Source organism: Pseudoxanthomonas sp. 134C1, from assembly GCF_057773065.1.
On record NZ_JBYMTH010000005.1, the window covers coordinates 37,685 to 62,536 of the forward strand.

General features: G+C 66.7%; 23 protein-coding genes. 12 read left to right on the forward strand and 11 right to left on the reverse strand.

Annotated elements, in window-relative coordinates:
* Positions 1-8 precede the first annotated feature (8 nt).
* From AC3DEZ_RS11450 to AC3DEZ_RS11465, 4 genes are all read left to right on the forward strand, one after another.
* Entirely contained in the window at positions 9-1,139 is a 1,131-nt protein-coding gene (locus AC3DEZ_RS11450; protein ID WP_488388324.1) for a GNAT family N-acetyltransferase, read from the forward strand.
* Positions 1,140-1,185: 46 nt separating this feature from the next.
* Positions 1,186-1,932: a leucyl/phenylalanyl-tRNA--protein transferase gene (gene aat, locus AC3DEZ_RS11455; protein ID WP_488388325.1), complete on the forward strand. Its 747-nt coding sequence runs from the start codon at positions 1,186-1,188 to the stop codon at positions 1,930-1,932.
* Positions 1,933-2,016: 84 nt separating this feature from the next.
* Positions 2,017-2,235 carry a translation initiation factor IF-1 gene (gene infA / locus AC3DEZ_RS11460; RefSeq protein WP_079726088.1) on the forward strand — a complete coding sequence of 73 codons (219 nt, stop codon included), beginning with the start codon at positions 2,017-2,019 and terminating at the stop codon, positions 2,233-2,235.
* Positions 2,236-2,436: 201 nt separating this feature from the next.
* On the forward strand, positions 2,437-2,790 hold the full coding sequence (locus tag AC3DEZ_RS11465) for a hypothetical protein (RefSeq protein WP_488388326.1): 354 nt from the start codon (positions 2,437-2,439) through the stop codon (positions 2,788-2,790).
* A 103-nt stretch (positions 2,791-2,893) separates the two neighbouring features.
* Here AC3DEZ_RS11465 and clpA read toward each other — a convergent pair whose 3' ends face one another.
* Positions 2,894-5,176, reverse strand: a complete 2,283-nt coding sequence (gene clpA, locus AC3DEZ_RS11470) for an ATP-dependent Clp protease ATP-binding subunit ClpA (protein ID WP_488388327.1) — start codon at positions 5,174-5,176, stop codon at positions 2,894-2,896.
* Between the two features lie 125 nt (positions 5,177-5,301).
* Positions 5,302-5,622 carry an ATP-dependent Clp protease adapter ClpS gene (clpS, locus tag AC3DEZ_RS11475; protein ID WP_447102086.1) on the reverse strand — a complete coding sequence of 107 codons (321 nt, stop codon included), beginning with the start codon at positions 5,620-5,622 and terminating at the stop codon, positions 5,302-5,304.
* A gap of 77 nt (positions 5,623-5,699) precedes the next feature.
* Between clpS and AC3DEZ_RS11480 the strand changes: the two genes are divergently transcribed.
* From AC3DEZ_RS11480 to hflD, 4 genes are read left to right on the forward strand one after another with little or no spacing between them, the layout of a single operon-like run.
* Positions 5,700-6,188, forward strand: a complete 489-nt coding sequence (locus tag AC3DEZ_RS11480; RefSeq protein ID WP_488388328.1) for a type III secretion system chaperone family protein — start codon at positions 5,700-5,702, stop codon at positions 6,186-6,188.
* A gap of 14 nt (positions 6,189-6,202) precedes the next feature.
* On the forward strand, positions 6,203-6,667 hold the full coding sequence (locus AC3DEZ_RS11485; RefSeq protein ID WP_488388329.1) for an NUDIX hydrolase: 465 nt from the start codon (positions 6,203-6,205) through the stop codon (positions 6,665-6,667).
* A complete protein-coding gene (mnmA, locus tag AC3DEZ_RS11490) occupies positions 6,664-7,782 on the forward strand; it encodes a tRNA 2-thiouridine(34) synthase MnmA (protein ID WP_488388330.1) in 1,119 nt (372 codons plus the stop codon). Before AC3DEZ_RS11485 ends, mnmA begins: the two co-directional genes overlap by 4 nt.
* The gene (gene hflD / locus AC3DEZ_RS11495) at positions 7,779-8,390 is read left to right on the forward strand and encodes a high frequency lysogenization protein HflD (RefSeq protein WP_447102082.1); all 612 of its coding nucleotides are present in this window, start codon (positions 7,779-7,781) and stop codon (positions 8,388-8,390) included. The genes mnmA and hflD overlap by 4 nt, the downstream gene beginning before the upstream one ends.
* Positions 8,391-8,415: 25 nt before the next feature.
* Here the strand turns inward: hflD and AC3DEZ_RS11500 are convergent, their stop codons facing one another.
* Complete coding sequence (locus AC3DEZ_RS11500) at positions 8,416-9,924, reverse strand: MFS transporter (protein ID WP_488388331.1); 1,509 nt, start codon at positions 9,922-9,924, stop codon at positions 8,416-8,418.
* Between the two features lie 150 nt (positions 9,925-10,074).
* Between AC3DEZ_RS11500 and AC3DEZ_RS11505 the strand changes: the two genes are divergently transcribed.
* Positions 10,075-10,917 carry a LysR family transcriptional regulator gene (locus tag AC3DEZ_RS11505; protein ID WP_488388332.1) on the forward strand — a complete coding sequence of 281 codons (843 nt, stop codon included), beginning with the start codon at positions 10,075-10,077 and terminating at the stop codon, positions 10,915-10,917.
* Positions 10,918-11,013: 96 nt separating this feature from the next.
* Here the strand turns inward: AC3DEZ_RS11505 and acnB are convergent, their stop codons facing one another.
* The 8 genes from acnB to AC3DEZ_RS11545 all read right to left on the reverse strand — a co-directional run bounded on the left by acnB (position 11,014) and on the right by AC3DEZ_RS11545 (position 19,837).
* Positions 11,014-13,617, reverse strand: coding sequence for a bifunctional aconitate hydratase 2/2-methylisocitrate dehydratase (gene acnB, locus AC3DEZ_RS11510; protein WP_488388333.1), 2,604 nt, complete (start codon positions 13,615-13,617; stop codon positions 11,014-11,016).
* Positions 13,618-13,663: 46 nt separating this feature from the next.
* The gene (locus tag AC3DEZ_RS11515) at positions 13,664-14,068 is read right to left on the reverse strand and encodes a type II toxin-antitoxin system VapC family toxin (protein ID WP_488388334.1); all 405 of its coding nucleotides are present in this window, start codon (positions 14,066-14,068) and stop codon (positions 13,664-13,666) included.
* Between the two features lie 10 nt (positions 14,069-14,078).
* Positions 14,079-14,324: an AbrB/MazE/SpoVT family DNA-binding domain-containing protein gene (locus tag AC3DEZ_RS11520; protein ID WP_249887757.1), complete on the reverse strand. Its 246-nt coding sequence runs from the start codon at positions 14,322-14,324 to the stop codon at positions 14,079-14,081.
* A 112-nt stretch (positions 14,325-14,436) separates the two neighbouring features.
* The gene (locus AC3DEZ_RS11525) at positions 14,437-15,882 is read right to left on the reverse strand and encodes an OprO/OprP family phosphate-selective porin (protein WP_488388335.1); all 1,446 of its coding nucleotides are present in this window, start codon (positions 15,880-15,882) and stop codon (positions 14,437-14,439) included.
* A gap of 102 nt (positions 15,883-15,984) precedes the next feature.
* On the reverse strand, positions 15,985-16,758 hold the full coding sequence (locus tag AC3DEZ_RS11530; protein WP_488388336.1) for an ABC transporter permease: 774 nt from the start codon (positions 16,756-16,758) through the stop codon (positions 15,985-15,987).
* Entirely contained in the window at positions 16,742-17,515 is a 774-nt protein-coding gene (locus AC3DEZ_RS11535) for an ABC transporter ATP-binding protein (protein WP_488388500.1), read from the reverse strand. Before AC3DEZ_RS11535 ends, AC3DEZ_RS11530 begins: the two co-directional genes overlap by 17 nt.
* A gap of 99 nt (positions 17,516-17,614) precedes the next feature.
* Entirely contained in the window at positions 17,615-18,664 is a 1,050-nt protein-coding gene (locus AC3DEZ_RS11540) for an ABC transporter substrate-binding protein (RefSeq protein WP_488388337.1), read from the reverse strand.
* Between the two features lie 57 nt (positions 18,665-18,721).
* A complete protein-coding gene (locus tag AC3DEZ_RS11545; protein WP_488388338.1) occupies positions 18,722-19,837 on the reverse strand; it encodes a 4-oxalomesaconate tautomerase in 1,116 nt (371 codons plus the stop codon).
* Positions 19,838-19,928: 91 nt separating this feature from the next.
* Here AC3DEZ_RS11545 and AC3DEZ_RS11550 point away from each other — a divergent pair, with 91 nt between their 5' ends.
* The 3 genes from AC3DEZ_RS11550 to AC3DEZ_RS11560 all read left to right on the forward strand — a co-directional run bounded on the left by AC3DEZ_RS11550 (position 19,929) and on the right by AC3DEZ_RS11560 (position 24,849).
* Positions 19,929-20,828 carry a LysR family transcriptional regulator gene (locus tag AC3DEZ_RS11550; protein WP_488388339.1) on the forward strand — a complete coding sequence of 300 codons (900 nt, stop codon included), beginning with the start codon at positions 19,929-19,931 and terminating at the stop codon, positions 20,826-20,828.
* Between the two features lie 215 nt (positions 20,829-21,043).
* On the forward strand, positions 21,044-23,803 hold the full coding sequence (gene acnA / locus AC3DEZ_RS11555; protein WP_488388340.1) for an aconitate hydratase AcnA: 2,760 nt from the start codon (positions 21,044-21,046) through the stop codon (positions 23,801-23,803).
* Between the two features lie 605 nt (positions 23,804-24,408).
* Positions 24,409-24,849 carry a hypothetical protein gene (locus AC3DEZ_RS11560; RefSeq protein WP_488388341.1) on the forward strand — a complete coding sequence of 147 codons (441 nt, stop codon included), beginning with the start codon at positions 24,409-24,411 and terminating at the stop codon, positions 24,847-24,849.
* The last annotated feature ends 3 nt before the right edge of the window (positions 24,850-24,852 follow it).

A 24,852-nucleotide genomic window follows, 5' to 3' on the forward strand; every position in this document is an offset into this window, starting at 1 on the left:
CTCGCGACATGGCGAAATTCCGCACGCTGGCCTCTCTGGCAGAAATCGCCCCGGTAGCGTGGGACGCGCTGCATGATGGCCGCAACCCGTTCATTGCCCACGCCTTCCTGGCCGGACTCGAACAGCACGGCTGCCTGCGCGGGGACTGGGGCTGGACACCGCATCACGCCACCCTGTGGGAAGGCGACACACTGGTCGCCGCCGCGCCGGGTTACCTGAAGAACAACTCCCACGGCGAGTTCGTGTTCGATCACGCCTGGGCGCAGGCCTACGCACGCTACGGACGCGAATACTTCCCGAAATGGCTGTGCGCGGTGCCCTACTCGCCCGTGACCGGTCCGCGCCTGCTGGCGTCGACGCCTGCGCGGCAGCGACAACTGGTCGCGGCGCTGGCCATGCAGGCGGCCGAAGCGGGCCTGTCCTCCGTCCACGTCAACTTCCATCCAGAAGAGGAAGACGGCGCATTCGATGGCGACTGGCTGTCCCGCGCCGACATGCAGTACCACTGGCGCAACGACACCGGCTGGACGGATTTCGATGCCTTCCTGGCCGCCTTCGACCACAAGCATCGCAAGAACATCCGCCAGGAGCGCGCGCGGGTCGCGCGCGCCGGGGTCACCTTCCGGACCGTCCACGGCGACGAAGCCAGCGATGCCGACCTGGAGGCGATGTTCGGCTTCTACCTGCAGACCTTCCAGGACTACGGCAACTCACCTGCCCTGACCTTCGACTTCTTCCGTCATCTGGCCCGGGCCCTTCCGCGGCAACTGGTGCTGTTTCTGGCCGAGCGTGACGGCGAAGCCATCGCGGGCGCGCTCTGCCTGCGCGGTGGTGACACCCTGTACGGACGCTACTGGGGCTGCCGGCACAACCTGCCCGGCCTGCATTTCGAGACCTGCTACTACCAGGGCATCGAGTACTGCCTGCGCGAGGGCCTGCGGGTGTTCGAACCCGGCGCACAGGGCGAGCACAAGATCGCGCGCGGCTTCCTGCCGGTGTTCGTGCGCAGCCGGCACTGGATTGCCGACCCCGCATTCGCCGAGGCACTGGGACGCTGGTGCGAGGAGGAAACGCTGGCGGTGCGCCGCTACGCCACCACCCTGGCCACGCATTCACCGTTCAAGGCCGCCGCGACCTGACCTCGACACGTGGCGATGCGCCACGCCGGATGCCGATAATGCCGGCATGAGCCAGCGCCCCTTCCTGCTTGCCCCCGAACCCGACGCACCGTTTCCACCGGCGGAGCTCGCCCTGCGCCAACCCGACGGCCTGCTGGCGGTGGGCGGCGATCTGAGTCTGCCAAGGCTGCTCAACGCCTATCGGGGTGGCATCTTCCCCTGGTTCTCGGAGGGCCAACCGCCGCTGTGGTGGTCACCGGATCCGCGGCTGGTGTTCCGGACTGATGGCCTGCGCCTGGCATCGCGGTTCCGGCGCAGCCTGCGCTGCTCGACCTGGCGGATCCGCGCCGACACCGCTTTCGAGGCGGTGATCGCCGAATGCGCCACCCGTCCGCGGCCGGGTCAGGACGGTACCTGGATCACTCCTGCCATGCAGGAGGCCTACGGCGCTCTCCATCGGGCGGGCCATGCCCATTCCATCGAAGTCTTCGACGGCGCACGCCTGGTCGGCGGTCTCTACGGCATCGCCATCGGCCGGATGTTCTTCGGCGAGAGCATGTTCAGCGCGGAAAGCGGTGGTTCCAAGATCGCCATCGCCGCGCTCGCCCTCACCCTGCGCGAATGGGGCTGGCCGCTCATCGACGCGCAGGTGGAAAACCCGCACCTGCTGAGCCTGGGCGCGGAGCGCTGGCCGCGCCACGTGTTCCTGGAAAGGGTGCGGGAGCTCGTGGCCGTCCCCGAACCGGTGGCAGGCTGGACCACGCGGTTCGGCGACCTGGCCGCCTCACGGCTGGCCCGGTTGCCTGGGGATTAACGGGATTTTTGCGCCGGAAGCCGCGGCGGCGTACAATGGCGGACTTTATCGCCCTGGCCTTCCGGCCGCACAGCACAGGTCTGCATGTCGAAAGACGATTCCATCGAGTTTGAAGGCACCGTCACCGAAACGCTGCCGAACACCATGTTCCGGGTCAAGCTGGAAAACGGGCACGAAATCATCGCCCACATTTCCGGCCGCATGCGCAAGAACTACATTCGCATTCTGACTGGTGACAAGGTCAAGGTCGAAATGACCCCCTACGACCTGACCAAGGGTCGTATCACCTATCGCATGAAATAACTGCGATAACGCATTGATTGAAAAGGGCGACTTGGTCGCCCTTTTTGTTTGTGCGTCCGGCAGCCGGTGTCGGGATGCAACGGCGGGGCAAAGGGTCGCGGGATCGCCTCCCTCTGGTCGTCAGTCATGGGCCCTTTCGCCAGATTCCGTGCCCGGCCCGCCGACCTAAGGTGGTGGCTTTCCACCACACCGGAGATTCCGATGACACGTTTCCCGCCACGGGCCGCCATCGCCCTCATCCTGCTGCTGCCCGCGCTCGCGCAGGCCCAGGACACCCCGTGCGTCGATTTGGCCGCAGGCCACGAAATCGTCCGCGGCGGTACCCAGTCCTTCCTTCTGAAAGATGGCGAGCGGCACTATCGGGTCAAGCTGCGAGGAGCCTGCGACAAGCTGCCCCTGGCCTCGCGCCTGCGGATCACCACGGCGGGCCAGGACAGTCGCCTGTGTCCCGCGGGCAGCCGGGTCGAAACCAATCGCGGCACGTGCGATATCGCCGGTCTCGAAAACATCAGCGCGGAGGAGTTCAGCCGCCAGAAGGCCCGTCTCCGCCGCTGAGCCTTCCCTGTCTCTGAGCAGAAAAAGCCGGTGCAGCAAGGCACCGGCTTTTCTCGTTTCCACGGGGTTCCCCACCGCGCGGGCGCCCCGGCCCGCCGGACAATCAGACCGTCGCCGGCAGCAGCTTTTCCGGTTCGGCCTGGCTTTCCACCACCAACTCGCCATCGCGCACGTCGATGCTGACCCGGCCTCCGTTGATCAATTTGCCGAACAGCAATTCGTCGGCCAGCGGACGCTTGACCTTGTCCTGGATCAGGCGCGCCATCGGGCGCGCGCCCATCAACGGATCGAAACCGTGCTGGGCCAGCCAGTCACGCGCGGCCGGCGTGGCCGACAGGCTGACGTGCTTCTCCTGCAGCAGCATCTCCAGTTCGATCAGGAACTTGTCCACCACCCGCAGGATGTGCTCGAAGCCCAGCGCCTGGAACTGCACCACCGCGTCAAGACGGTTGCGGAATTCCGGCGTGAAGCTGCGACGGATGACTTCCATCGCGTCGGTCGAATGATCCTGCTGGGTGAAGCCAATCGAGCGCCGCGACGCCTGGGCCGCGCCGGCATTGGTGGTCATCACCAGGATCACGTTCTTGAAGTTCGCTTCACGGCCGTTGGTGTCGGTCAGCACGCCGCGGTCCATCACCTGCAACAGGATGTTGAAGATGTCCGGGTGCGCTTTCTCGACCTCGTCCAGCAGCAACACGCAATGCGGCGTCTTGACGATCTTCTCGGTCAGCAGACCACCCTGATCGAAACCGACGTAACCCGGGGGCGCGCCAATCAGGCGGCTGACCGAATGCGGCTCCATGTACTCGGACATGTCGAAGCGGACCAGTTCGATGCCCAATTGCAGCGCCAGCTGCTTGGTCACCTCGGTCTTGCCCACGCCGGTGGGACCGGCGAACAGGAAATTGCCGATCGGCTTGTCCGGATTGCCGAGGCCGGAGCGGGCCAGCTTGATGGCCGAGGCCAGGGTCTCGATGGCCGGATCCTGCCCGAAGATCACCATCTTCAGATTGCGCTCCAGGTGCTGCAGCACGTCCTTGTCGGACGAAGTGACCTGCTTGGCCGGGATGCGCGCCATCTTGGCGATGATGGTCTCGATTTCCTCGATGTCGATCAGGTCCTTGCGCTGGCCTTCGGGCAGCAGCCGCTGGCGCGCGCCGGCCTCGTCGATCACGTCGATGGCCTTGTCCGGCAACAGGCGGTCGCCGATGTGCTTGACCGACAGATCGACCGCGGCCTGCAGCGCCTCGTCGGCATAGGTCACGCCGTGGTGCGCCTCGTACTTCGGCTTCAGGCCCTGCAGGATCTGGAACGCCTCGCCCACGGTCGGCTCGACGATGTCGATCTTCTGGAAGCGCCGCGCGAGCGCGCGATCCTTCTCGAAGATGCCGCGGTATTCCTGGAACGTGGTCGAACCGATGCAGCGCAGCTCGCCGGACGCCAACGCCGGCTTGATCAGATTGCTGGCATCCATGGTGCCGCCGCTGGCGGAACCGGCGCCGATGATGGTGTGGATCTCGTCGATGAAGAGGACCGCCCCCGGAATCTTCCGGATCGCCGCCAGCACGCCCTTCAGGCGCTTCTCGAAATCGCCGCGATACTTGGTGCCCGCCACCAGCGCGCCCAGGTCCAGCGAATAGATGGTGGCGTCCAGCAGGACGTCCGGCACCTCGCCTTCCACGATGCGCTTGGCCAGGCCCTCGGCCAGGGCGGTCTTGCCCACGCCGGCCTCGCCGACGTAGAGCGGATTGTTCTTGCGGCGCCGGCACAGGACCTGGATGGTCCGTTCGACCTCGTCCGCGCGGCCGACCAGCGGGTCGATCTTGCCCTGCCGGGCCAGGTCGTTGAGGTTGCTGGCGAACTCGGTCAGGGCATCGCCCTTGCCGTCGCCCTCGCCGGCCTCGGCCTTGCCGCCCTCGCCCTCGTGCGCGCCCTGACCCTCGCCTTCCTCGCCCTGCTTGGCGATGCCGTGCGACAGGTAGTTCACCACGTCCAGGCGGGTGACATCCTGCTGGTTGAGGAAATAGACCGCGTGCGAGTCCTTCTCGCCGAAGATCGCCACCAGCACATTGGCGCCGGTGACCTCCTTCTTGCCCGAGGACTGCACGTGGTAGACCGCGCGCTGGAGCACGCGCTGGAAGCCCAGGGTGGGCTGGGTGTCGCGGCCGTCATCCTCGGCCAGGCGGGACACCGACGCCTCGATGGCCTGCTCCAGGTCGTGCTGCAGGCGGGCCGAGTCCGCGCCGCAGGCCTTGAGCACCGCCTGCGCGGACGGGTTCTCCAACAGCGAGAGCAGCAGGTGCTCCACCGTCATGAACTCGTGCCGTGCTTCGCGGGCGCGCTTGTAGCACTGGCCGATGGTTTGCTCGAGATCTTTGCTGAACATGGTCGCCTCCGGGGCCGATGCCGACAATATGCGGCCTGAGGGGTGGATTTCCATCACCCGCCCGGATTTCAGTGTTCAGGAATCGTTGCCTTGCAAGGGCCCGACGGCGCCCCAACACCGAAACCTCAGGATTTTTCCATCGTGCACAGCAGCGGGTGCTGGTTCACCCGCGAAAACTCGTTGACCTGGGCCACCTTGGATTCTGCCACCTCGCGGGTGTAGACCCCGCAAATGGCGCGCCCCCGGGTGTGGACATGCAACATGATCTGGGTGGCCTTTTCCAGGTCCATGGAAAAGAACTGCTGGAGTACGACCACCACGAAATCCATCGGGGTGTAATCGTCGTTGAGCAGTACCACCTGGAAAAGCGGCGGCGGCGCCACTTCGGGCTTGCTGGTCTCCACCAGCACGCCGTGGTCGCGTTCGTTTTCGGTCTTGCGGGACATGTGCCAATTATACGGATTGGACGCCCACCGAGGTTGCACGCACAATTAACTCCTTTCCCCCAATGGATTGAAACCCGATGAAACCAGCCGCTCTCGTCCTCGCCCTCGCCGCCGCCTTTGCCGGCGTATCCGGCGCGCATGCCGCCGAGGCCGACCCGACCATCGCCAAGCAATTGAAGGCGCTGGGCTATGAATACGAAGTGGACGAGGACGGCGACTACAAGCTGCTGATGGCCACGGGCGACAACGAAGAGCGCAGCCAGATCGTCTATATCCGTTCCACCGTGGAAACCTACGGCAAGCACCGGGTCCGCGAGCTGTGGTCCTATGCCTACCGGTCGCCGAGCGATTCGCTGCCGGCGGTGGTCGCCAACCGCCTGCTGGACGCCTCCAACGCGCTGATCATCGGCTCCTGGGCCAAGCAGGATCGCAGCGCGGTCTACGTGGCCAAGATTCCGGCCGACGCCAGCACCGAACTGCTGGAGGACGCAATCTCCGCCGCCGCCGTCTCCGCCGATGCGATGGAAGTCGAACTGGCCGAAGATCCGGCGTCCGACGACTACTGAGCCGGGAATCCACCATGAGCTACCGCGAAGGCCGGTTCTGGCAGCCCGACGTGACCGTCGCCACCATCGTGGTGCGCGGCGGCCGCCTGCTCATGGTCGAAGAACGCGCCCAGGGCCGGGTGGTGTTCAACCAACCGGCCGGGCATCTGGAACCGGACGAGACCCTGCTCGACGCCGCCCTGCGCGAGACCCGCGAGGAAACCGGCTGGGACGTGCGGTTGACCGCATTCGTCGGCGCTTATCAGTGGAAGGCCACCGAGACCGGCCGGCACTACCTGCGCTTCGCCTTCGCGGCCGAGCCGGTGCGGCATGACCCGGGGCGGCCGCTGGACGACGGCATCCTGCAGACCCACTGGCTGACCCCCGCCGAACTCCAGCAAGCCCGCGAGCGGCACCGCAGCCCACTGGTCTGGCAGGTGGTCGAGGACTATCTGGCCGGCCGCCGCTACCCGCTGGACATGCTCCACCAACTGGCATGAGCACGCCCCGCGTCATCGTCGGTGTCTCGGGCGGGGTCGACTCGTCGGTGGCCGCGCTGCGCCTGGTCCAGGCCGGAGAATCCGTGGCCGGCCTGTTCATGCAGAACTGGGCCGACGACGGCAGCGGCGAATGCCGGGCCGAGGAAGATCGCCGCGACGCGGTCGCCGTATGCGGCCGGCTCGGCGTCCCGTTCCATTTCCGCGACTTTTCGAGCGAGTACTGGCAGGGCGTGTTCGAACACTTCCTCGCCGAGTACGCCGCCGGCCGCACGCCCAATCCCGACGTGCTGTGCAACCGCGAGGTCAAGTTCAAGCACTTCCTGGACGCCGCCCGCGAACTGGGCGCGGAAAAGATCGCCACCGGCCACTACGCGCGGGTGGCCTTCCACGCCGGCCGCTGGCAACTGCTTCGCGGCATCGATCGCGGCAAGGACCAGAGCTATTTCCTGCACCAGTTGGGACAGGAGCAGTTGTCGGCGACGCTGTTCCCGATCGGCGACATGCGTAAACAGGATCTGCGCGGCGTGGCCCGCGAGGCCGGACTGCCGACCCACGACAAGAAGGATTCGACCGGCATCTGCTTCATCGGCGAGCGGGATTTCCGCGAATTCCTGGGCCGCTACCTGCCGGCCCGTCGCGGCGAGATGCGCGACCCGCAGGAGCGGCGCATCGGCGAGCACGCCGGTGTGTTCTATTTCACTCTCGGACAGCGCGAAGGCCTGCAGATCGGCGGCGTGCGTGGTCGACCCGCCGCGCCCTGGTACGTGGTCGGCAAGGATGTCGCCAACAACATCCTGTATGTGGACCAGGACACCGCAAGTCCCTACCTGCAATCGCACCGGCTGTGGTCGGAAGCCGCCCACTGGACGTCCGGCAGCGCGCCGGCGGCACGTTTCGAATGCACCGCTCAGACGCGTTACCGGCAGGCCGACGAGCCCTGCACGGTGACGGTCGCCGACGATGGCCGGCTCGAAGTCGCGTTCGCGCGTCCGCAACGCGCGGTCACGCCCGGCCAGTCGGTGGTGCTGTATGACGGCGACATCTGCCTCGGCGGCGCCGTCATCGCCACCACCGACGCCCCCCTGGAACGAAGAATCGCGGAGCAAGCCGCTTGAGCAATCAGTTTTCCGAACGCGTCCTGGCCCTGGCCGGCCTGGCGCAAGCCCTGCACCAGGTCCGCCGCATCGCCGAGACCGGCCATTCCGAAGCCGGGGTGGTACAGACTGCGCTGGACAGCGTGTTCCGGATCGACGCGGCCGATGCCGCCGGCGTCTTCGGCCGTATTTCCGAACTCAATCCCGGCCTGCGCCTGCTGCGTGGCTACCTGATTGGCGAGAACAAGGAAGACGCCCTGCCTCGTCTCGGCATGGCCGTGCTCCAGTTGGAGCGCCGGTTCATCCGCCGCAACGATCTGGGCGACGCCGTGAGCCAGGCGGTGGACCGGCTGGCGCCGCAGGCCCGGCAAGCCGGCAGCACGCATCCGGAGGTGATCGCCGCGCTCGGCAACGTGTATGCGGAAACCCTCAGCCAGTTGCGCCCCCGCGTGATGGTCCAGGGCAATCCGCACTACCTCGGCCAGCCCGGCGTCGTGGCCGAAATCCGCGCCATCCTGCTCGCGGCCGTGCGCGCGGCGGTGTTGTGGCGGCAACTGGGCGGCAGCTACTGGGATTTCCTGTTCTCGCGCCGCGCGATGGCCGCGGCCATCGACGGTTGGCTGAACTGATCGGCCAGGGTCCCGCTCACCCCGCTCACCCCGCGCAGGCCACCTGCGGGCTCCGGCGTGCATCCGCCGTCCCGAACACGAGCAGGCTGGCGACCGCCAACAGGCAGACGCTGACCCCGCCGTAGAGAGTGACCCAGCCGAATCCGTGCGCCAGCGCGACGGTCCCGGCCGGATCCCCGCCCACGTCACCGGCGGCGATCCGTTCGGCGAGCAAGCGCAGAGCCGTGTTTGGCGCCGCGCCGCCCGACAAGTCGCGCAATCCGGACTGGACGCCACGCAGCAGTATCAACCCCATCAGGGCGATGTTGATCGCCAGCGAGATCAGGCGCGCGCTCATGTCCAGTCCCGACGCCATGCCGGCGCGATCCGGCGACACCGAGCCCGTCGTCGTATTGGTCACCGGCGTGTTGGTGATGCCCAGTCCGATCCCCGCGACCAGCGCGCCCGGCAACACGCTCCACAGGCCCGGCGCCTCCTGGCCGGTGGCCCAGTGCATCCACAGCAGGCCAAGGCCGATGGTGAACAGACCCGCCGGGATCACCAGGCCGGGGCGATAGCGCAGCGAGAGGCGTTCGCCCACCGGCGGAAACACCAGCGCGGGCAGCGTGTAGGCGAGCAGCGCGACGCCCGAGGACAATTCGCCCAATCCAAGCACGCCATGGAAATAGATCGGCAAATAGACCATCAGCGGCCAGAAGCTGAAATTCATTCCCATCGAACCCAGCAACGCGCCGGAGAAAGCACGATGGCGCAGGACCGAGAAATCGAACATCGGATGCTCGACCCGGCGCTCGATCGCAACGAATGCCGCCAGGCAGATCAGCGTGGCCGCCAGCACGACCAGCGACAGCGGACGGGTGAAGCCCATTTCGCCGCCCTGGGTCAGGTAGAACGCCAACCCCAGCACCGCCAGCGACAGCGAGATCATTCCGCCCCAATCGAGCCGGCGCGCCTGGGGATCCCGTGATTCGTCCACGCTGGTGATCACCAGCACCAGGGTCAGCAGGGCAATCGGCCCATGCACCAGGAACACCCAGGTCCAATCGGACAGGGCGACGATCGCGCCACCGATCAGCGGACCGAAACCGAGTCCGAAACCGAACACCACGCCCCACGCCGCGAACGCCTTGCCGCGCTCGCGGCCATCGCGGAACTGGTGCGACAGAATCGCCAGCATGCTGATCAGCAGCACGCCGCCGCTCATGCCCTGCAGGGCACGCGCCAGGATCAACATCCCGACCCCGCCGGCCAGACCGCACATCACCGAGCTGGCGCCGAACAACACGCCGCTGACGAGGAACACCCGCCGTCGCCCGAAGCGGTCGGCAAGCGCGCCGGCGGCCATCAGCACCGTGGTGCTGGCGATGGTGTAGGCATTCATCACCCACTGCATCTGGCGGAAGTCCCCGCCGAGCACCCGCTCCAGAGTCGGCAGAATCACCGGCACACTGGAGATCTCCAGGCCGAACATCAGCGAGGCGAGGCAGACGGCGAACAGCGCCGTCCTGTTCCGGGAAGACAGGGAAGCAGACATGGGGGACTCCGATGGACTGGGGCCGCGGGCGGTCTTCGCGGAGGGGTGCGGAGCGGCCGGCGGGGATACCGCGGCATTGTCGGAAACCCCATTCAATGAGGGAAATGATTTAATTTATTCCCATTCAGTAATTTCCGTCATTTGTCAGCCATGGACTTCGACCCCGCCCTGCTGCGCGCCTTCATCGCGGTCACCGAGACCGGCGGCTTCACCCGCGCCGCCGAACGCCTGCACCTGACCCAGTCGGCGATCAGCCACCAGATCCGCCGCCTGGAGGAGCAGGTCGGACGTCCCCTGCTCCACCGCACCACCCGCCGCCTGACCCTGACCGAGGACGGCGAGGAGTTCCTCAGCCACGCGCAGCGCATCCTCGATGCGTCCGACGCGCTGACCCGGCGGTTCCATCTGTCGCCGGTGTCCGGCGTGATCCGTTTCGGCGTGGCCGATACCTATCTGGGCGCGCGCCTGCCTGCTCTGCTGGGCCAGTTCGCGCGCAGCCATCCATGCGTACGACTGGAAGTGAACGTCTCGTCCAGTCCGGATTTCCGCGCGATGGTCGCGGCCGGCGAACTCGACATGGCGGTGGTGCTGGCCGAACCGGGCCAGGAAGACGATCTGCTGTTGCGCAGCACCCAGTTCGTGTGGAGCGCGGCGGACAATTTCGCGCCACCCGCGGGCGATTCGTTGCCGCTCGCATTCGCACCGTCTCCCTGCCTGCGCAGGCAGATCGGCCTGGCAGCGCTGGAGCGCGTCGCCCGGCCCTGGCATTTCACTTTCACTTCGGCCAGCAACGAGGGCCTGCGCGCGGCGACGCTGGCCGGCCTCGGCGTCGCGGTGATGACGAAAACCGAGCTGGTGCCCGGCCTCAGGATCGTCAACGACGAACTGGGCCTGCCGGCGTTGCCGAAGGCCGAGTACGTGCTGGTGCGCCGTCCGGGTGAGCAGACCGCGGCGGACGAGGAATTCGTCCGGTTGCTGCAGGACCATTCGTGACGGCCCTTCGATGCGAGGCGGAAAGGAATGCCTTTCCAACAACGGGAAACCCCGGCTTTCGCCGGGGTTTCCATGCAGCGACTGCCACCGGTGTGATTACGCGGCGACGGTATCGGCCACGTCCTTGTAGTCCGCGATCTGATCGAAGTTCATGTAGCGGTAGATCTGATCGCCATTGGCGTTGATGACGCCGATGTCGGCCATGTATTCGGCCTTGGTCGGGATCCGGCCCAGACGCGAGCAGATCGCCGCCAGTTCCGCCGAACCCAGGTAGACATTGGAGTTCTTGCCCAGACGGTTGGGGAAGTTGCGGGTGCTGGTGGAGAACACCGTGGCGCCCTCCTTCACCTGCGCCTGGTTGCCCATGCACAGCGAGCAGCCCGGCATCTCCATGCGCGCGCCGGCGGTGCCGAAGGTGCCGTAGTGGCCTTCCTTGGTCAGCTCGGCGGCATCCATCTTGGTCGGCGGCGCGACCCACAGCTTGGTCGGGATGTCACGCTTGCCTTCCAGCAGCTTGGATGCTGCACGGAAGTGGCCGATGTTGGTCATGCACGAACCGATGAACACTTCGTCGATGACCGCGCCGGACACTTCCGACAGGGTCTTCACGTCGTCGGGATCGTTCGGGCAGGCCACGATCGGCTCATGCACGTCGGCCAGATCGATCTCGATGACCGCCGCGTACTCGGCGTCGGCGTCGCCCTTGAGCAATTGCGGATCGGCCAGCCACGCCTCCATCGCCTTGATCCGGCGCTGCAGGCTGCGCGGATCCTGATAACCCTCCGCGATCATCCACTTCAGCAGCGTGATGTTGCTGTTGATGTACTCGATGATCGGTTCCTTGTTGAGGTGCACCGTGCAACCGGCGGCCGAGCGCTCGGCCGACGCGTCGGACAGCTCGAACGCCTGTTCGACCTTCAGATCCGGCAGGCCTTCGATTTCCAGGATGCGGCCGGAGAAGATGTTTTTCTTGCCCTGTTTGGCGACCGTCAGCAGACCCTGCTTGATGGCGTACAACGGGATGGCGTTGACCAGATCGCGCAGGGTCACGCCCGGCTGCATCTGTCCCTTGAACCGGACCAGCACCGATTCCGGCATGTCCAGCGGCATCACCCCGGTGGCCGCGGCGAAGGCGACCAGACCGGAGCCGGCCGGGAACGAAATGCCCACCGGGAAGCGCGTATGCGAATCGCCACCGGTGCCGACGGTGTCGGGCAGCAGCATGCGGTTGAGCCAGCTGTGGATCACGCCGTCGCCCGGACGCAGCGAGATGCCGCCACGGTTGCTGATGAAGGCCGGCAGTTCGTGGTGGGTCTTGACGTCGACCGGCTTCGGATAGGCGGCGGTGTGGCAGAACGACTGCATCACCAGATCCGCACTGAAGCCCAGGCAGGCCAGATCCTTCAGCTCGTCGCGGGTCATCGGGCCGGTGGTGTCCTGCGAACCCACCGAGGTCATCTTCGGCTCGCAGTAGGTCCCCGGGCGGATGCCTGTCTGCACACCGTTGACTTCGGGCAGGCCGCAGGCGCGGCCGACCATCTTCTGTGCCAAGGTGTAGCCCTTGCCGGTGTCGGCGGGGTTCTGCGGCAGGCGGAACAGGGTCGACGCCGGCAGGCCCAGCGCCTCGCGCGCCTTGGTGGTCAAACCGCGACCGATGATCAGCGGGATGCGGCCACCGGCGCGCACCTCGTCGAACAGCACGTCGCTCTTGACCTGAAACTCGGCGATCACCTCGCCGTTCTTCAGCGCCTTGCCTTCATACGGACGCAGCTCGACCACGTCGCCCATGTCCATTTTCGACACGTCGAGTTCGATCGGCAGCGCACCGGCGTCTTCCATCGTGTTGTAGAAGATCGGCGCGATCTTGCTGCCCAGGCAGACGCCGCCGAAGCGCTTGTTCGGAATGAACGGGATGTCCTCGCCGGTCCACCACAACACCGAGTTGGTGGCGGACTTTCGGCTGGATCCGGTGCCGACCACGTCGCCGACGTAGGCGACCGGATGGCCTTTCTCGGTCAGCGACTGGATGAACGCGATCGGACCGCGCTTGCCGTCTTCCTCCGGGGTGAACGGCGCGCCATCGCGCTTGTTCTTCAGCATCGCCAGCGCGTGCATCGGAATGTCGGGACGGGTGGTCGCGTCGGGCGCCGGCGACAGATCGTCGGTGTTGGTCTCGCCCGGCACCTTGAACACGGTGACGGTCAGCGACTGCGGCACTTCCGGGCGGCTGGTGAACCATTCGGCGTCGGCCCAGCTCTGCAGCACCGACTGGGCATTCGCGTTGCCTTTCTGCGCTTTTTCCTGCACGTCGTGGAAAGCGTCGAACATCAGCAGGGTGTGCTTGAGCGCGTTGGCGGCGATGGTGCCGACCTGGGCGTCATCCAGCAGTTCCACCAGCGGATGGATGTTGTAACCGCCGAGCATGGTGCCCAGCAGTTCGGTGGCGCGCTCGCGGCTGATCAGCGGGCATTGCTCGCTGCCGAAAGCGACCGCGGCCAGATAGGAGGCCTTGACCTTGGCGGCGTCGTCCACGCCGGCGGGCACGCGATTGGTGATCAGGTCCAGCAGGAAGTCGCCCTCGCCGGCCGGCGGCGCCTTCAGCAGTTCGATGACCTCGGCGGTCTGCTGGGCCGACAGCGGCAGCGGCGGGATGCCCAGCGCGGCGCGCTCGGCTACGTGGTGGCGATAGGCTTCCAACATGGTGACTCCGGAATGCGGTGAGGTGACGGGAAACAACGGGTGGGACTTATTCCGCGGCGGGAACGATCAACTTCAGGCCCTTGAAGTATTCGCGGTAGAACCGATCGTCGCGGGTGATCAGGCCATTGCACTGGAGCAGCGCATGCGCGCCGATCAGGAAATCGGGCGCGGCGCGGTGGCTGCCGCCATCGCGCTGGCGATGGCGGCGCTGCATTTCGCCGGCGCGCAGCGCCGACTTGGCTTCCAGCGGACTGAAACGGATGCTCATTTCCTCCAGCACCGCCAGCGCCTCGGAACCATCGCGCAGCGCGCTGCACACTTCGGCCAGGGCGACTTCGCAGACCACCACCGGCCCGGCGCTCAGGCACTGCCGAAGGCAGGCCTCGGCGGCATCGGCCTGCGGGCCGTCGGCCAGCAGATCGATGAGGACGGAGGAATCCAGGGCGATCATCGCGTCGGCCTCACTGTTCCGGCGTCTCGCCAGGCGCGTGGCCGCGCAGGGCGCGCATGGCCGCGTCGGTGCTGTCGAAACCGTCCAGCTTGAAGCGGCCGCGGGCACGCGAGATGGCGTCGTCCACGCTCTTGCGCAGGATGATCCGGCTGCCTTCCAGTTCGACCTTGAGCACGCTGCCCTTGGTTAGCCCCAGGGCGTCACGCACGGCCTTGGGCAGGGTGATCTGGCCACGTTCGGCGACGGTCGCTTCCATCCGGGGCTCCTGCAAAGTATGTACGGATTATACATACTTTCCTCGGCATACCCTAGCCGCCAGCTTCGGGAAACGATGGCCGGGGCCCTTCCGGGTCCCGGCCGATGCCGTCTCAGAAGGAGACCTGGAAACGCATGTTGACCGTATACCCGCGGTCGTCCCCGGCGTACCGCCCTGTCGGCTGGCGGGTCCGCCAGCGCACGGCATCCAGCATCAGCCGGCTCCAGTTGTTGAGATACCAGTTGGCGCCTACGGTCCACGCGTTGCCCCGCCCGCCGCCGGCTATGTCGGCATAGTCGGTGGACTCGTAACGGGTCTTGAGCTCCCAGGCACCGCTGCCGCCTTCGCTCACCGGCGTGCCGACCTTGACCCGGCCCCAGGTTCCGGACCTGGCCGAGTACGCCGGCCGTGCCTCGCCCAGGAACCAGCCGGCACCCAGCGCATGGGCACGGTGGATGAAGGTCCCGCGCTCTCCCGACTCCCCGCCGTGCACCCGCCGCGCGCCCCACTCGCCCTGGACCCACGCCGGTCCGGCCAACGCTGCCAACTCCAGTCCCAGCGCCTCACTCCTGTCGGCACCGGCGACGCGACCCGGGGCTATCCGCAGGTTGTCGTTGAAGGTGCCGCCGATGGCGGCACCACGTACGGCCCGGGCCGGCCCCCGGATCTGCTCGCGGAATCCCCAGCCGCCCAGATGGATCGTCGTCCGCTCGGTGCGCACCGGGTTCCAGTGGCCGCGCAGCGTGTAGGCCAGCGCGCCATTGCCACTGCCCTGCTCATCCGGTCCGTCGCCGCTGACATGCAGCGCGGCATGCCAGCCCTCGCCCTGCAGCCGCTGCATCATGCCGAGATCAGAGGCGCCGTGCTGCGGAATGATCACTGCCCCTACCACATTGCGGCTCTGGAACGGCGTATTGGAGACCCCACTGGCGCCGTCCATGCTCCGGTCGTTGAGGCGCAGGCCAATCGAGAATTCGGCCGGAATGCCGAACAAGTGGTGCTCGAACGCACCATAGGCCGACTTCCAACTGACCGCATCGCCGGCAAAATCCGCTTCCAACACGTAGCCCAGTCGCCCGTAGCTGCCTTCCGCACCGAGCCGTGCCGAGCTGATCTCGGTTCCGGACAGGTTGCGCGAAGCGGCGCCGGATCCGCCGGTGCTGGATGCATCCGCGAAGAAGCGGCCGCGCGGACGGAACCGCGCCTTGCCATCCGCACTGGTGAATTCGGGGGCACCCTTGGCCAGGCTGATTCTGGACTGCGTCGACGAGGCGGCTTCCAGCCGGTCCAGCCGCGTGGCCAGGGCATTGGCATCCACCGCTTGCGCGGGCACGTCGACGGCCGCATCCGCTGCGCGCACCGGCGTCCCGGCGAGACGAGACTCGATGTCGGCCAGACGCGCCTCCAGCGTCCGGATATGGACCGCCTGTTGCTTGACGATCTGCTCGAGGGTCGCGACCGGCGCATCCTCCGCATCGGAGTCGGACTGCGCCCAGGCCGGTGCGCACAAGGACAGACAAGCCGTTGCCAACAGGGTTGGCATTCGTTTCGTATTCATCATGTTTCTCCAGGCAAAGCGGTGCCCTCGGCACCGATGCCGTTGGGTCATCAAGGAAGAGAAGCCGCCACCGGACGCGCGCCGGAGGCGGGAACCTGTCCGCTAGCGGGTGGCTTCCGCCCCGCGTGGACGCCATGTGATCAGGCGGTGTTCGGCGACATCGAGCACGCGGTCGATGAGCAGCACGAACATCGCCAGCACGACGATGCCGGCGAACACGCCCACCGCGTTGAAGTTGCCCTCGGCCTGCGCGATCAGGTATCCAAGCCCCGCCGACGCGCCCAGGTATTCGCCGATGATCGCGCCGACCACGGCGAATCCCACCGAGGTGCGCAGCGATGACAGGATCCAGCTGGCGGCCGCGGGGAAATAGACATGCCGCAACAGATCACGCCGGTTGGCGCCGAGGATGCGGGCGTTCGCCAGCACGGTCGGATTGACCTCGCGCACACCCTGCATGGCGTTGAAGAAGGTGATGAAAAACACCAGCGTCACTGCCAGGGCCACTTTCGACCACAAACCCAGTCCCAGCCACAGCACGAAGATGGGCGCCAGCACCACCCGCGGGATGGCGTTGAAGCTCTTGATGAAGGGATCCAGGATGCGGGCGACGGTGGTGTTCAGGCCCAGCCAGACACCGGCCGCAACGCCCAGCACGGTGCCGATGACATAGCCCAGCGCGGTCTCGGTCAGGGTCACCGACACGTGCTTGTAGAACCCGGTATCGCTCAGCCATTCGTACATCTGCCGCACGATGTCCCAAGGCGCCGGGAAGAAGAAGGGATCGATGACCCGTGCGGCCACGCCGGCCTGCCATCCCCCGAACACAACCACCACCAGGGTGGCCTGGATCAGCCGCTCAGTCCCCGTACGCATAACTCTTCTCCACTTCGCCGCGCAGGCAGGCCCAGATGTCGCGATATAGATCGGTGAAGCGCGGATCCAGCTTGATCTCGGCCACGTTGCGCGGCCGCTCCAGCGGTACGTGGAAACTCTCCACCACACGGCTGCCCGGCCCCGACGCCAGCACCACCACCCGATCCCCCAGCGCGATGGCCTCTTCCAGATCGTGGGTAATCAGGATCACCGAGCGCCGATCCTCCTGCCACAGGCGCAGCAGTTCGTTCTGCATGAGATGACGGGTATGGATGTCCAGCGCCGAGAACGGCTCGTCCATCAGAATCACCTTCGGCTCCACGATCAGGGCCTGCGCCATCTGCACGCGTTTGCGCTGTCCGCCGGAAAGCTGGTGCGGATAGCGGTGCTCGAAACCGGACAGCCCGACCTTGGCCAGCCAATCGCGCGCGCGCCGGCCACGCTCGTCGGCGGGCACGCCGCGGAAACGCAAGCCCAGTTCGACGTTTTCCAGCGCGGTCTTCCACGGCAGCAGCGCGTCCTGCTGGAACAGGTAGCCCACGCTGTCCTGCACGCCGGCCACCGCGCGGCCATCGATGGTCACGCCGCCCGACGCCGGCGCCAGCAGTCCCGCCGCCGCATTGAGGATGGTGCTCTTGCCGCAACCGGTGGGACCGACGATGGCGAGGAACTCGCCGTCCCCCACCCGGATGTCGACGTCGCGCACGGCGACGAAGTCGCCGAACGCCATCGTCATCCGCTCGATCGCGACCATCATGCGGACCGGTTCCGCGACCGCGATACCCGCCGGTGGCGCCTCCTGGCGCGGACGCGCCTGTGCAACTGCTGTCATGACATTGCCCTCCCAGACAAGGCGTCAGTGTTCGGCCGAGGCCTGCTCGACGAATCGGTTGGTATAGGTTCGCGCCAGATCGACCTTGGTCGCGGCGACATCGGCATTGAATTCGCGGAGCACCGCCAGCGGCGTGGCCATGTCGGCCTCGGCGAACCGGCCGTCCGCGGAGAAGATGGCGCGGGCCGCCTCCACCGCCTTGGCATAGGTGGCGCGATCGCCGGAGACATAACTGTCGGGAAGCGCGGCGACAATGGCTTCGGCGCTGCTTTCGGCGATGAACTTCAGGGCGCGTCGTTCGGCGCGGACGATCTTCCCGATGGTTTCAGGATTCGCATCGATGAAGGACTGCTGGGCGTACAACACCGAGGTCGGATAGATGCCGCCGTAGACCTCGCGCGCGCCCGCATCACTGCGCGCATCGATGAGGATCCGGCCGACGCCGCGTTCCTGGATCAGGGTCGCCGCCGGGTCGTAATTGACCAGCAGGTCCACTTTGCCCTGTTGCAGCGCAGCCACCGCGGCCGCACCGGAACCCACGCCGATCAGCGATACATCCGACACCGGGATGCCATGCCGTTCCAGGTAGTAGCGGACGAAGAAATCCGAGGACGATCCCGGCGCGGTGATGCCCACGCGTGCGCCACGGATGGTGTCCGGCCTGGCCGGTTCGAAGCGGCTGCCGTTGCCGCCGGCCAGCACCAGCCCGGAATTGCGCGACAGCAGCACGAAGGCGGTGACCGACTTGCCCTTGGCCTGCATCTGGATGGTGTGATCGTAGAAACCCACCGCGACGTCGGTGGAACCGGCCACGAGCGCCTGCAGCACCTTGGATCCACCCTGGGCGAAGTTCTCCGTGCGCACGTTCAGGCCTTCGTCCTTGAAGTAACCCTGTGCATCGGCGATGAAGAACGGCAGATTGTTGAGGTTGTAGGAACCGACGCTGATCCGCACTTCCCGCGCGCCCTGCGCCGGCGCGCCTCCGCCCGCCTCGTCGCCCGGCGCGGATGCGCCACCGCAACCACCCAACAGCAACAGCGCGGTCGCGCCGATACCCAGCATTGCCTTGTACATGTTCCCCTCCCGGAGAGTTCGTGAATCGGAGTACGACCGTCCGTGGCGCCAGCCGGCTCAGGCCGCCTGGCTGCGCCGCGCGTCCTGGCGCAGTTCGCCGGCAAATACGCGGCCCTCGAACAGGCGTCGCGCCGTGCGCACGACGCTGGCCACGACCGGCGCGTCCGGAGCGTTGCGCTCCAGTACCACTTCCATGCATCCCCCCGGATGTTCCAGCAGCAGCGGGCCGACAGTTTCCTGCCGTCCCGCCAACGCATGCGCGACGGTACCGGCGGTCACTGTGGCGGTCGCTATGCCAACGCCACCGGTAATGGCCAGTGCGCTGTGGCATTGACGCGGCATGAAGTAGCGCACCCGCAACGCGGCGCCGGAGTCCGAACGCGACAGCAGCACCGGCTTGGGGATCACCCGTTCACCGGCATCGGCGATGCCCATCCGCCTGCCCGCCTCGATCCGGATGGCTTCCAGCCGGCGCAACAGCGCGGCATCGGCGTTCAACCGCGCCGGCGATTCATCGCCCGACAGGCCAAGGTCCGATGCCTGCATCATCACCATCGGAATCGCGCAATCCACGCAACTGATGTCCACGCCATCGATGCGTTCGCGCGGCGTGCCGGTGGGCAGCAACGCGCCGGTGCGGGTTCCCGCCGCGTCCAGGAATGTCAACGTGATCGGTGCGGCCTGCCCCGGAACCCCTGCGATGCGGGTATCGCCGCGATAGGACACCCGGCCCCGCGGGGTCTGCACGGTGGCGCGGATGAGCTTGCCGGTGTTGACGTTGTGGATGCACACCTGGGTCTGCGGATGACGGGCGGCCACCAGGCCGGCCTCGATCGCGAACGGCGCCACCGCGGCGAGCATGTTGCCGCAGTTGGGGCTGGTATCGACGACCTGACGATCGCTCACCACCTGCGCGAACAGGTAGTCGACGTCGGCATCCTGGCGACTGGCACGATCCACGATGGCGACCTTGCTGGACAGCGCGTTGCCGCCGCCGACGCCGTCGATCTGCAACGGATGGCCCGCGCCCATCACCGCCAGCAGCACGCGGTCACGCAATGCCGGCTCGGCGGGCAGATCCGAGGCCAGGAAGAAGGGGCCCTTGGAGGTCCCACCGCGCATGAGCACGCACGGCAGGCTGAGCAGGTCGTTCGAACGGACAAGCGAATCCATGCAAAAATCACATTAATTCAGGAGCACGATTCGATACTGGCATGGACCCCATCCATTTGAGAATTGCAAATTTTTCGATTATTGATAGGCCATGAGCATCAATTGCGAAATCCTCGACCTGCGTGCGTTTCTGCTGGTCAGCGAGACCCGCAGCTTCCATCGGGCCGCGGAAACCCTGCATCTTTCCCAACCCGCGCTCAGCCGTCGCATCCAGAAGCTTGAGCAGAACGTCGGCGCTCCGCTGCTGGAGCGGACTACCCGCCACGTGGTGCCGACCGCACTAGGACAGGATCTCCTGCCACTGGTGAGGCGACTGATCGAAGAGTTCGATGGCTCACTTTTTTCCCTGCGCGACACCGACCAGCATCGCGGTGGCCAGGTCACCATCGCCTGTCTGCCGACCGCGGCGTTCTACTTCCTGCCCAGCGTGATTGCGCGCTTCCAGCAGGATCATCCGCAGGTGCGCTTCCGCATCCTGGACCTTCCGGCCACCGAGGGCCTGCAGTCGGTGGAACGCGGCGAAGTCGAGTTCGGCATCAACTTCATGGGTGCGTCGGATCCGGATCTGATCTTTGACACCCTGGTCGAGGATCCCTTCGTGCTGGCCTGCCGGCGCGACCATCCGCTCGCCCGCAAGCGCAAGGTGAGCTGGAGCGACCTGGCGCCACACCGGCTCATCACCGTGCACCGCACCAGCGGCAACCGCACGCTGCTCGATGGCGCACTCGCGCGCGCGAACCTGCGGCTCAACTGGTTCTACGAGGTGACCCACCTGTCGACTTCGCTCGGACTGGTCGAAGCCGGCGTCGGCATCTCGGTGTTGCCGAGGATGGCCACTCCGCGCGGCGAACACGCCACCCTGGTGACGCGCCCGCTCGCCAATCCGGTGGTTTCGCGGACCATCGGCGTGGTGCGTCGCCGCGGCGCGCAGCTGTCACCGGTAGCGGAGGATTTCCTGCATACCCTCAAGCGCCTCTGGAAGGGAGGGTGAGCCTTCCCGCCCCACCACGCGACCGTCCGGCCACATGGCAAGCCCCTTCCGGCAACACTGCGGTCCACCGCCGGCCCTTGCCTGATTCCATCCGCAACACCATTTGAGGGACAATCCCGTGTGCCGCCCGCGGTTCCCCACGCCGGCGCCTGCGTTCCGCAAGCATCCGGTCCATGGCCGTTGCCATCGCCAGCATTCGCAAAGGAGTACCCCGCATGAGCGACTCTTTCTCCACCCGCAGCCGTCTCGACGTCAACGGCAAGTCCTATACCTACTTCAGCCTGCCCACGCTGGGCCGGCGCTTCGACATCGCCCGCCTGCCCTACTCCATGAAGATCCTGCTGGAGAACCTGCTGCGCTGCGAGGACGGGGTCAGCGTGACGCCCGAGCACATCGAGGCGGTCGCGAAATGGGACGCCACCCGCGAGCCGGATACCGAAATCGCGTTCATGCCGGCGCGCGTGGTCCTGCAGGACTTCACCGGCGTGCCCTGCGTGGTCGACCTGGCCGCCATGCGCGACGCGGTGGTCAAGCTGGGCGGCAACCCGGGCCAGATCAACCCGCTGATCCCCTCCGAGCTGGTGATCGACCACTCGGTGCAGGTGGACGTGTTCGGCAAGCCGGATGCGCTGGATCTGAACGGCAAGATCGAATTCGATCGCAACAAGGAACGCTACAGCTTCCTGCGCTGGGGCCAGAAGGCGTTCGACAACTTCAAGGTGGTGCCGCCCAACACCGGCATCGTCCACCAGGTGAATCTGGAGAACCTCGCCCGTGTGGTGATGACCACGCAGAGGGACGGCGAGGCCGTCGCCTATCCGGACACCGTGTTCGGCACCGACTCGCATACCACGATGATCAACGGCATCGGTGTGCTGGGTTGGGGCGTCGGCGGCATCGAGGCCGAAGCGGCCATGCTCGGCCAGCCTTCCTCGATGCTGATTCCGCAGGTCGTCGGTTTCAAGCTGACCGGCAAACTGCCCGAAGGCGCCACCGCCACCGATCTGGTGCTGACCGTCACCCAGATGCTGCGCAAGCTGGGCGTGGTCGGCAAGTTCGTCGAGTTCTACGGTGACGGCCTGCAGCATCTTCCGCTCGCCGACCGCGCCACCATCGGCAACATGGCGCCCGAGTACGGCGCCACCTGCGGCATCTTCCCGATCGACGCCGAGTCCTTGAATTATCTGCGCCTGTCCGGCCGCGGCGAGGAGCAGATCGCGCTGGTCGAGGCCTATGCCAAGGCCCAGGGCCTGTGGCACGACGCCGACAGCCCGCATGCGCAGTACAGCGCCACCCTGCATCTGGACATGGGCGATGTGAAGCCGTCGCTGGCCGGCCCCAAGCGTCCGCAGGACCGCGTGCTGCTGGAAGACGTGCAGCAGAATTTCCGCGACAACCTGCAGCCGTTCGCCGAGGCGCGCGACAAGCGCAGCGACGCGATCTCCGATTTCGTCGCCGAGGGCGGTGGTTCGGCGGTGGGCAACGAAGCGCTGAGCCGCGGTTATGCCGACATCGAGACCGAAGGCCAGAAGGTGCGGCTGAAGGACGGCGCCGTCGTCATCGCCGCGATCACCTCCTGCACCAATACCTCCAATCCCGCGGTGATGATCGGCGCCGGCCTGCTCGCCCGCAATGCCGCCGCGAAGGGTCTGAACCGCAAGCCGTGGGTCAAGACCTCGTTGGGACCGGGCTCGCGCGTGGTCACCGACTACCTGGAAAAGGCCGGCGTGCTGGATGACCTGGAGAAGCTGGGCTTCTACGTGGTCGGCTACGGCTGCACCACCTGCATCGGCAACTCCGGTCCGCTGCCGGTGGAAGTCAGCGCGGGCATCGCCACCGGCGACCTGGTGGTGACCTCGGTGCTGTCCGGCAACCGCAACTTCGAAGGCCGCGTGCACCCGGAAGTGAAGATGAACTACCTCGCCTCGCCGCCGCTGGTGGTCGCCTACGCGATCGCCGGCACCACCGACATCGACCTGACCACCGAGCCACTGGGCATCGGCAGCGACGGTCAGCCGGTCTACCTGAAGGATATCTGGCCGAGCAACGGTGAAATCGGCGACTTCATCGCCCGCACCATCGGCCCGGAAATGTTCACCAAGAACTACGCCGACGTCTTCAAGGGCGACACCCGCTGGAACACCATCGCCTCGCCCGACGGCGAGCTGTATGCCTGGGATTCGGATTCGACCTACATCAAGAATCCGCCCTACTTCGACGGCATGACGATGGCGACCGGCGGCATCGACGACGTGCACGGTGCGCGCGTGCTTGGCCTGTTCGGCGATTCGATCACCACCGACCACATCTCGCCGGCCGGCAACATCAAGAAGGATTCACCGGCGGGCCGTTTCCTGATCTCGCGCGGCGTGCAGCCGGTCGATTTCAACAGCTACGGCAGCCGCCGCGGCAACGACGACGTGATGGTGCGCGGCACCTTCGCCAACATCCGCATCAAGAACCTGATGTTCGGTGGCGAGGAAGGCGGCAACACTCTGTACCACGCGCCCGGCGGCGGGACGCCGGAGAAGCTGTCGATCTACGACGCGGCGATGAAGTACAAGGCCGACGGCGTGCCGCTGGTGGTGCTGGCCGGCAAGGAGTACGGCACCGGCTCCTCGCGCGACTGGGCGGCCAAGGGCACCAATCTGCTGGGCGTCAAGGCGGTGTTCGCCGAGAGTTTCGAGCGCATCCACCGCTCCAACCTGGTCGGCATGGGCGTGCTGCCGCTGCAATTCATCGAGGGGCAGAACGCGCAGACCCTGGGACTGGATGGTTCGGAGGTGTTCGACATCGCCGGCCTGCACGATGGCGCATCCAAGGTCGCCACCGTCACCGCGCGCCGCGCCGACGGCCAGGAAGTCCGCTTCCAGGTCAAGGTGCTGCTGCTGACGCCGAAGGAAGTCGAGTACTTCCGCCACGGCGGCCTGCTCCACTACGTGCTTCGCCAGTTGGCGGCGCGCAAGGCCGCATGATCGAACGCTGATACAACGGAAGCCCCGCCCCGCGAAGCACGCGGGGCGCTCTCCCGGCGCGCGAGCCGATGGCTCGCAAACGCGCCGGTTTCGCCCGCCACGGCGGCCTGCTCCACTACGTGCTTCGCCGGTTGGCGGCGCGCAAGGCTGCATGATCGGACGCTGATACAACGGAAGCCCCGCCCCGCGAAGCACGCGGGGCGCTCTCCCGGCGCGCGAGCCGATGGCTGGCAAACGCGCCGGTTTCGCCCGCCACGGCGGCCTGCTCCACTACGTGCTTCGCCGGTTGGCGGCGCGCAAGGCCGCATGATCGAACGCTGATACAACGGAAGCCCCGCCCCGCGAAGCACGCGGGGCGGCGTGACGGAAAGAGCGCCCGGTCCTTCAGCAGGATCGGGCGTCACCTTGTTCCCTGTGGGAGCGACGTAAGTCGCGACAGGCGCTGGTGGACGAATGTTCCCGTCGCTCCCACACAATGGGCATGGTCGGGCTCCGCCGAAGGATTGAATCTCCCCAAGCATCCGCCCGGCGGTTGCCGGTTCCTGACGGCGCCAACGTGGCACCTGGTGAAGGACCGGATCCGCCGGTTCGCCCGGGGAAACACCATGCGCGCACTACTGTTGTCCGGCGGGCTCCTGCTGCCGGTGCTGTCCTGCGTCCCGGCGGCCCACGCCGTCGAGATCACCGGCATGAAGGACTTCGCGCCCCTGCAGGGACGCTACGCGCCCGGTGGCGACTGCGGCCGGCAACCGCGGATCGTCATCGACGCATCCGGCATGGGCTTCGAGGTCGAGGGCCGCAGCGAACGGGTGACGCGCCTGGAGTACGCGGCCAGCTATGGCGGCAATTTCTACGAAGGCAGCAGCCAATGGTTCTTTCCATTCGGGCGCGACGGTGCCTATCCGGTGTTGATGACCTTCAACGCGGACGAGAAACCCGGCGTGCTGACCGTGACCCCGCACGACGAGGGATATGCCGGCGGTCCGCCCTTGTCGCTGCGCAATCGGGCGCTGGTCGCGGGATCGCCCTACCTGCGTTGCCGCTGACCC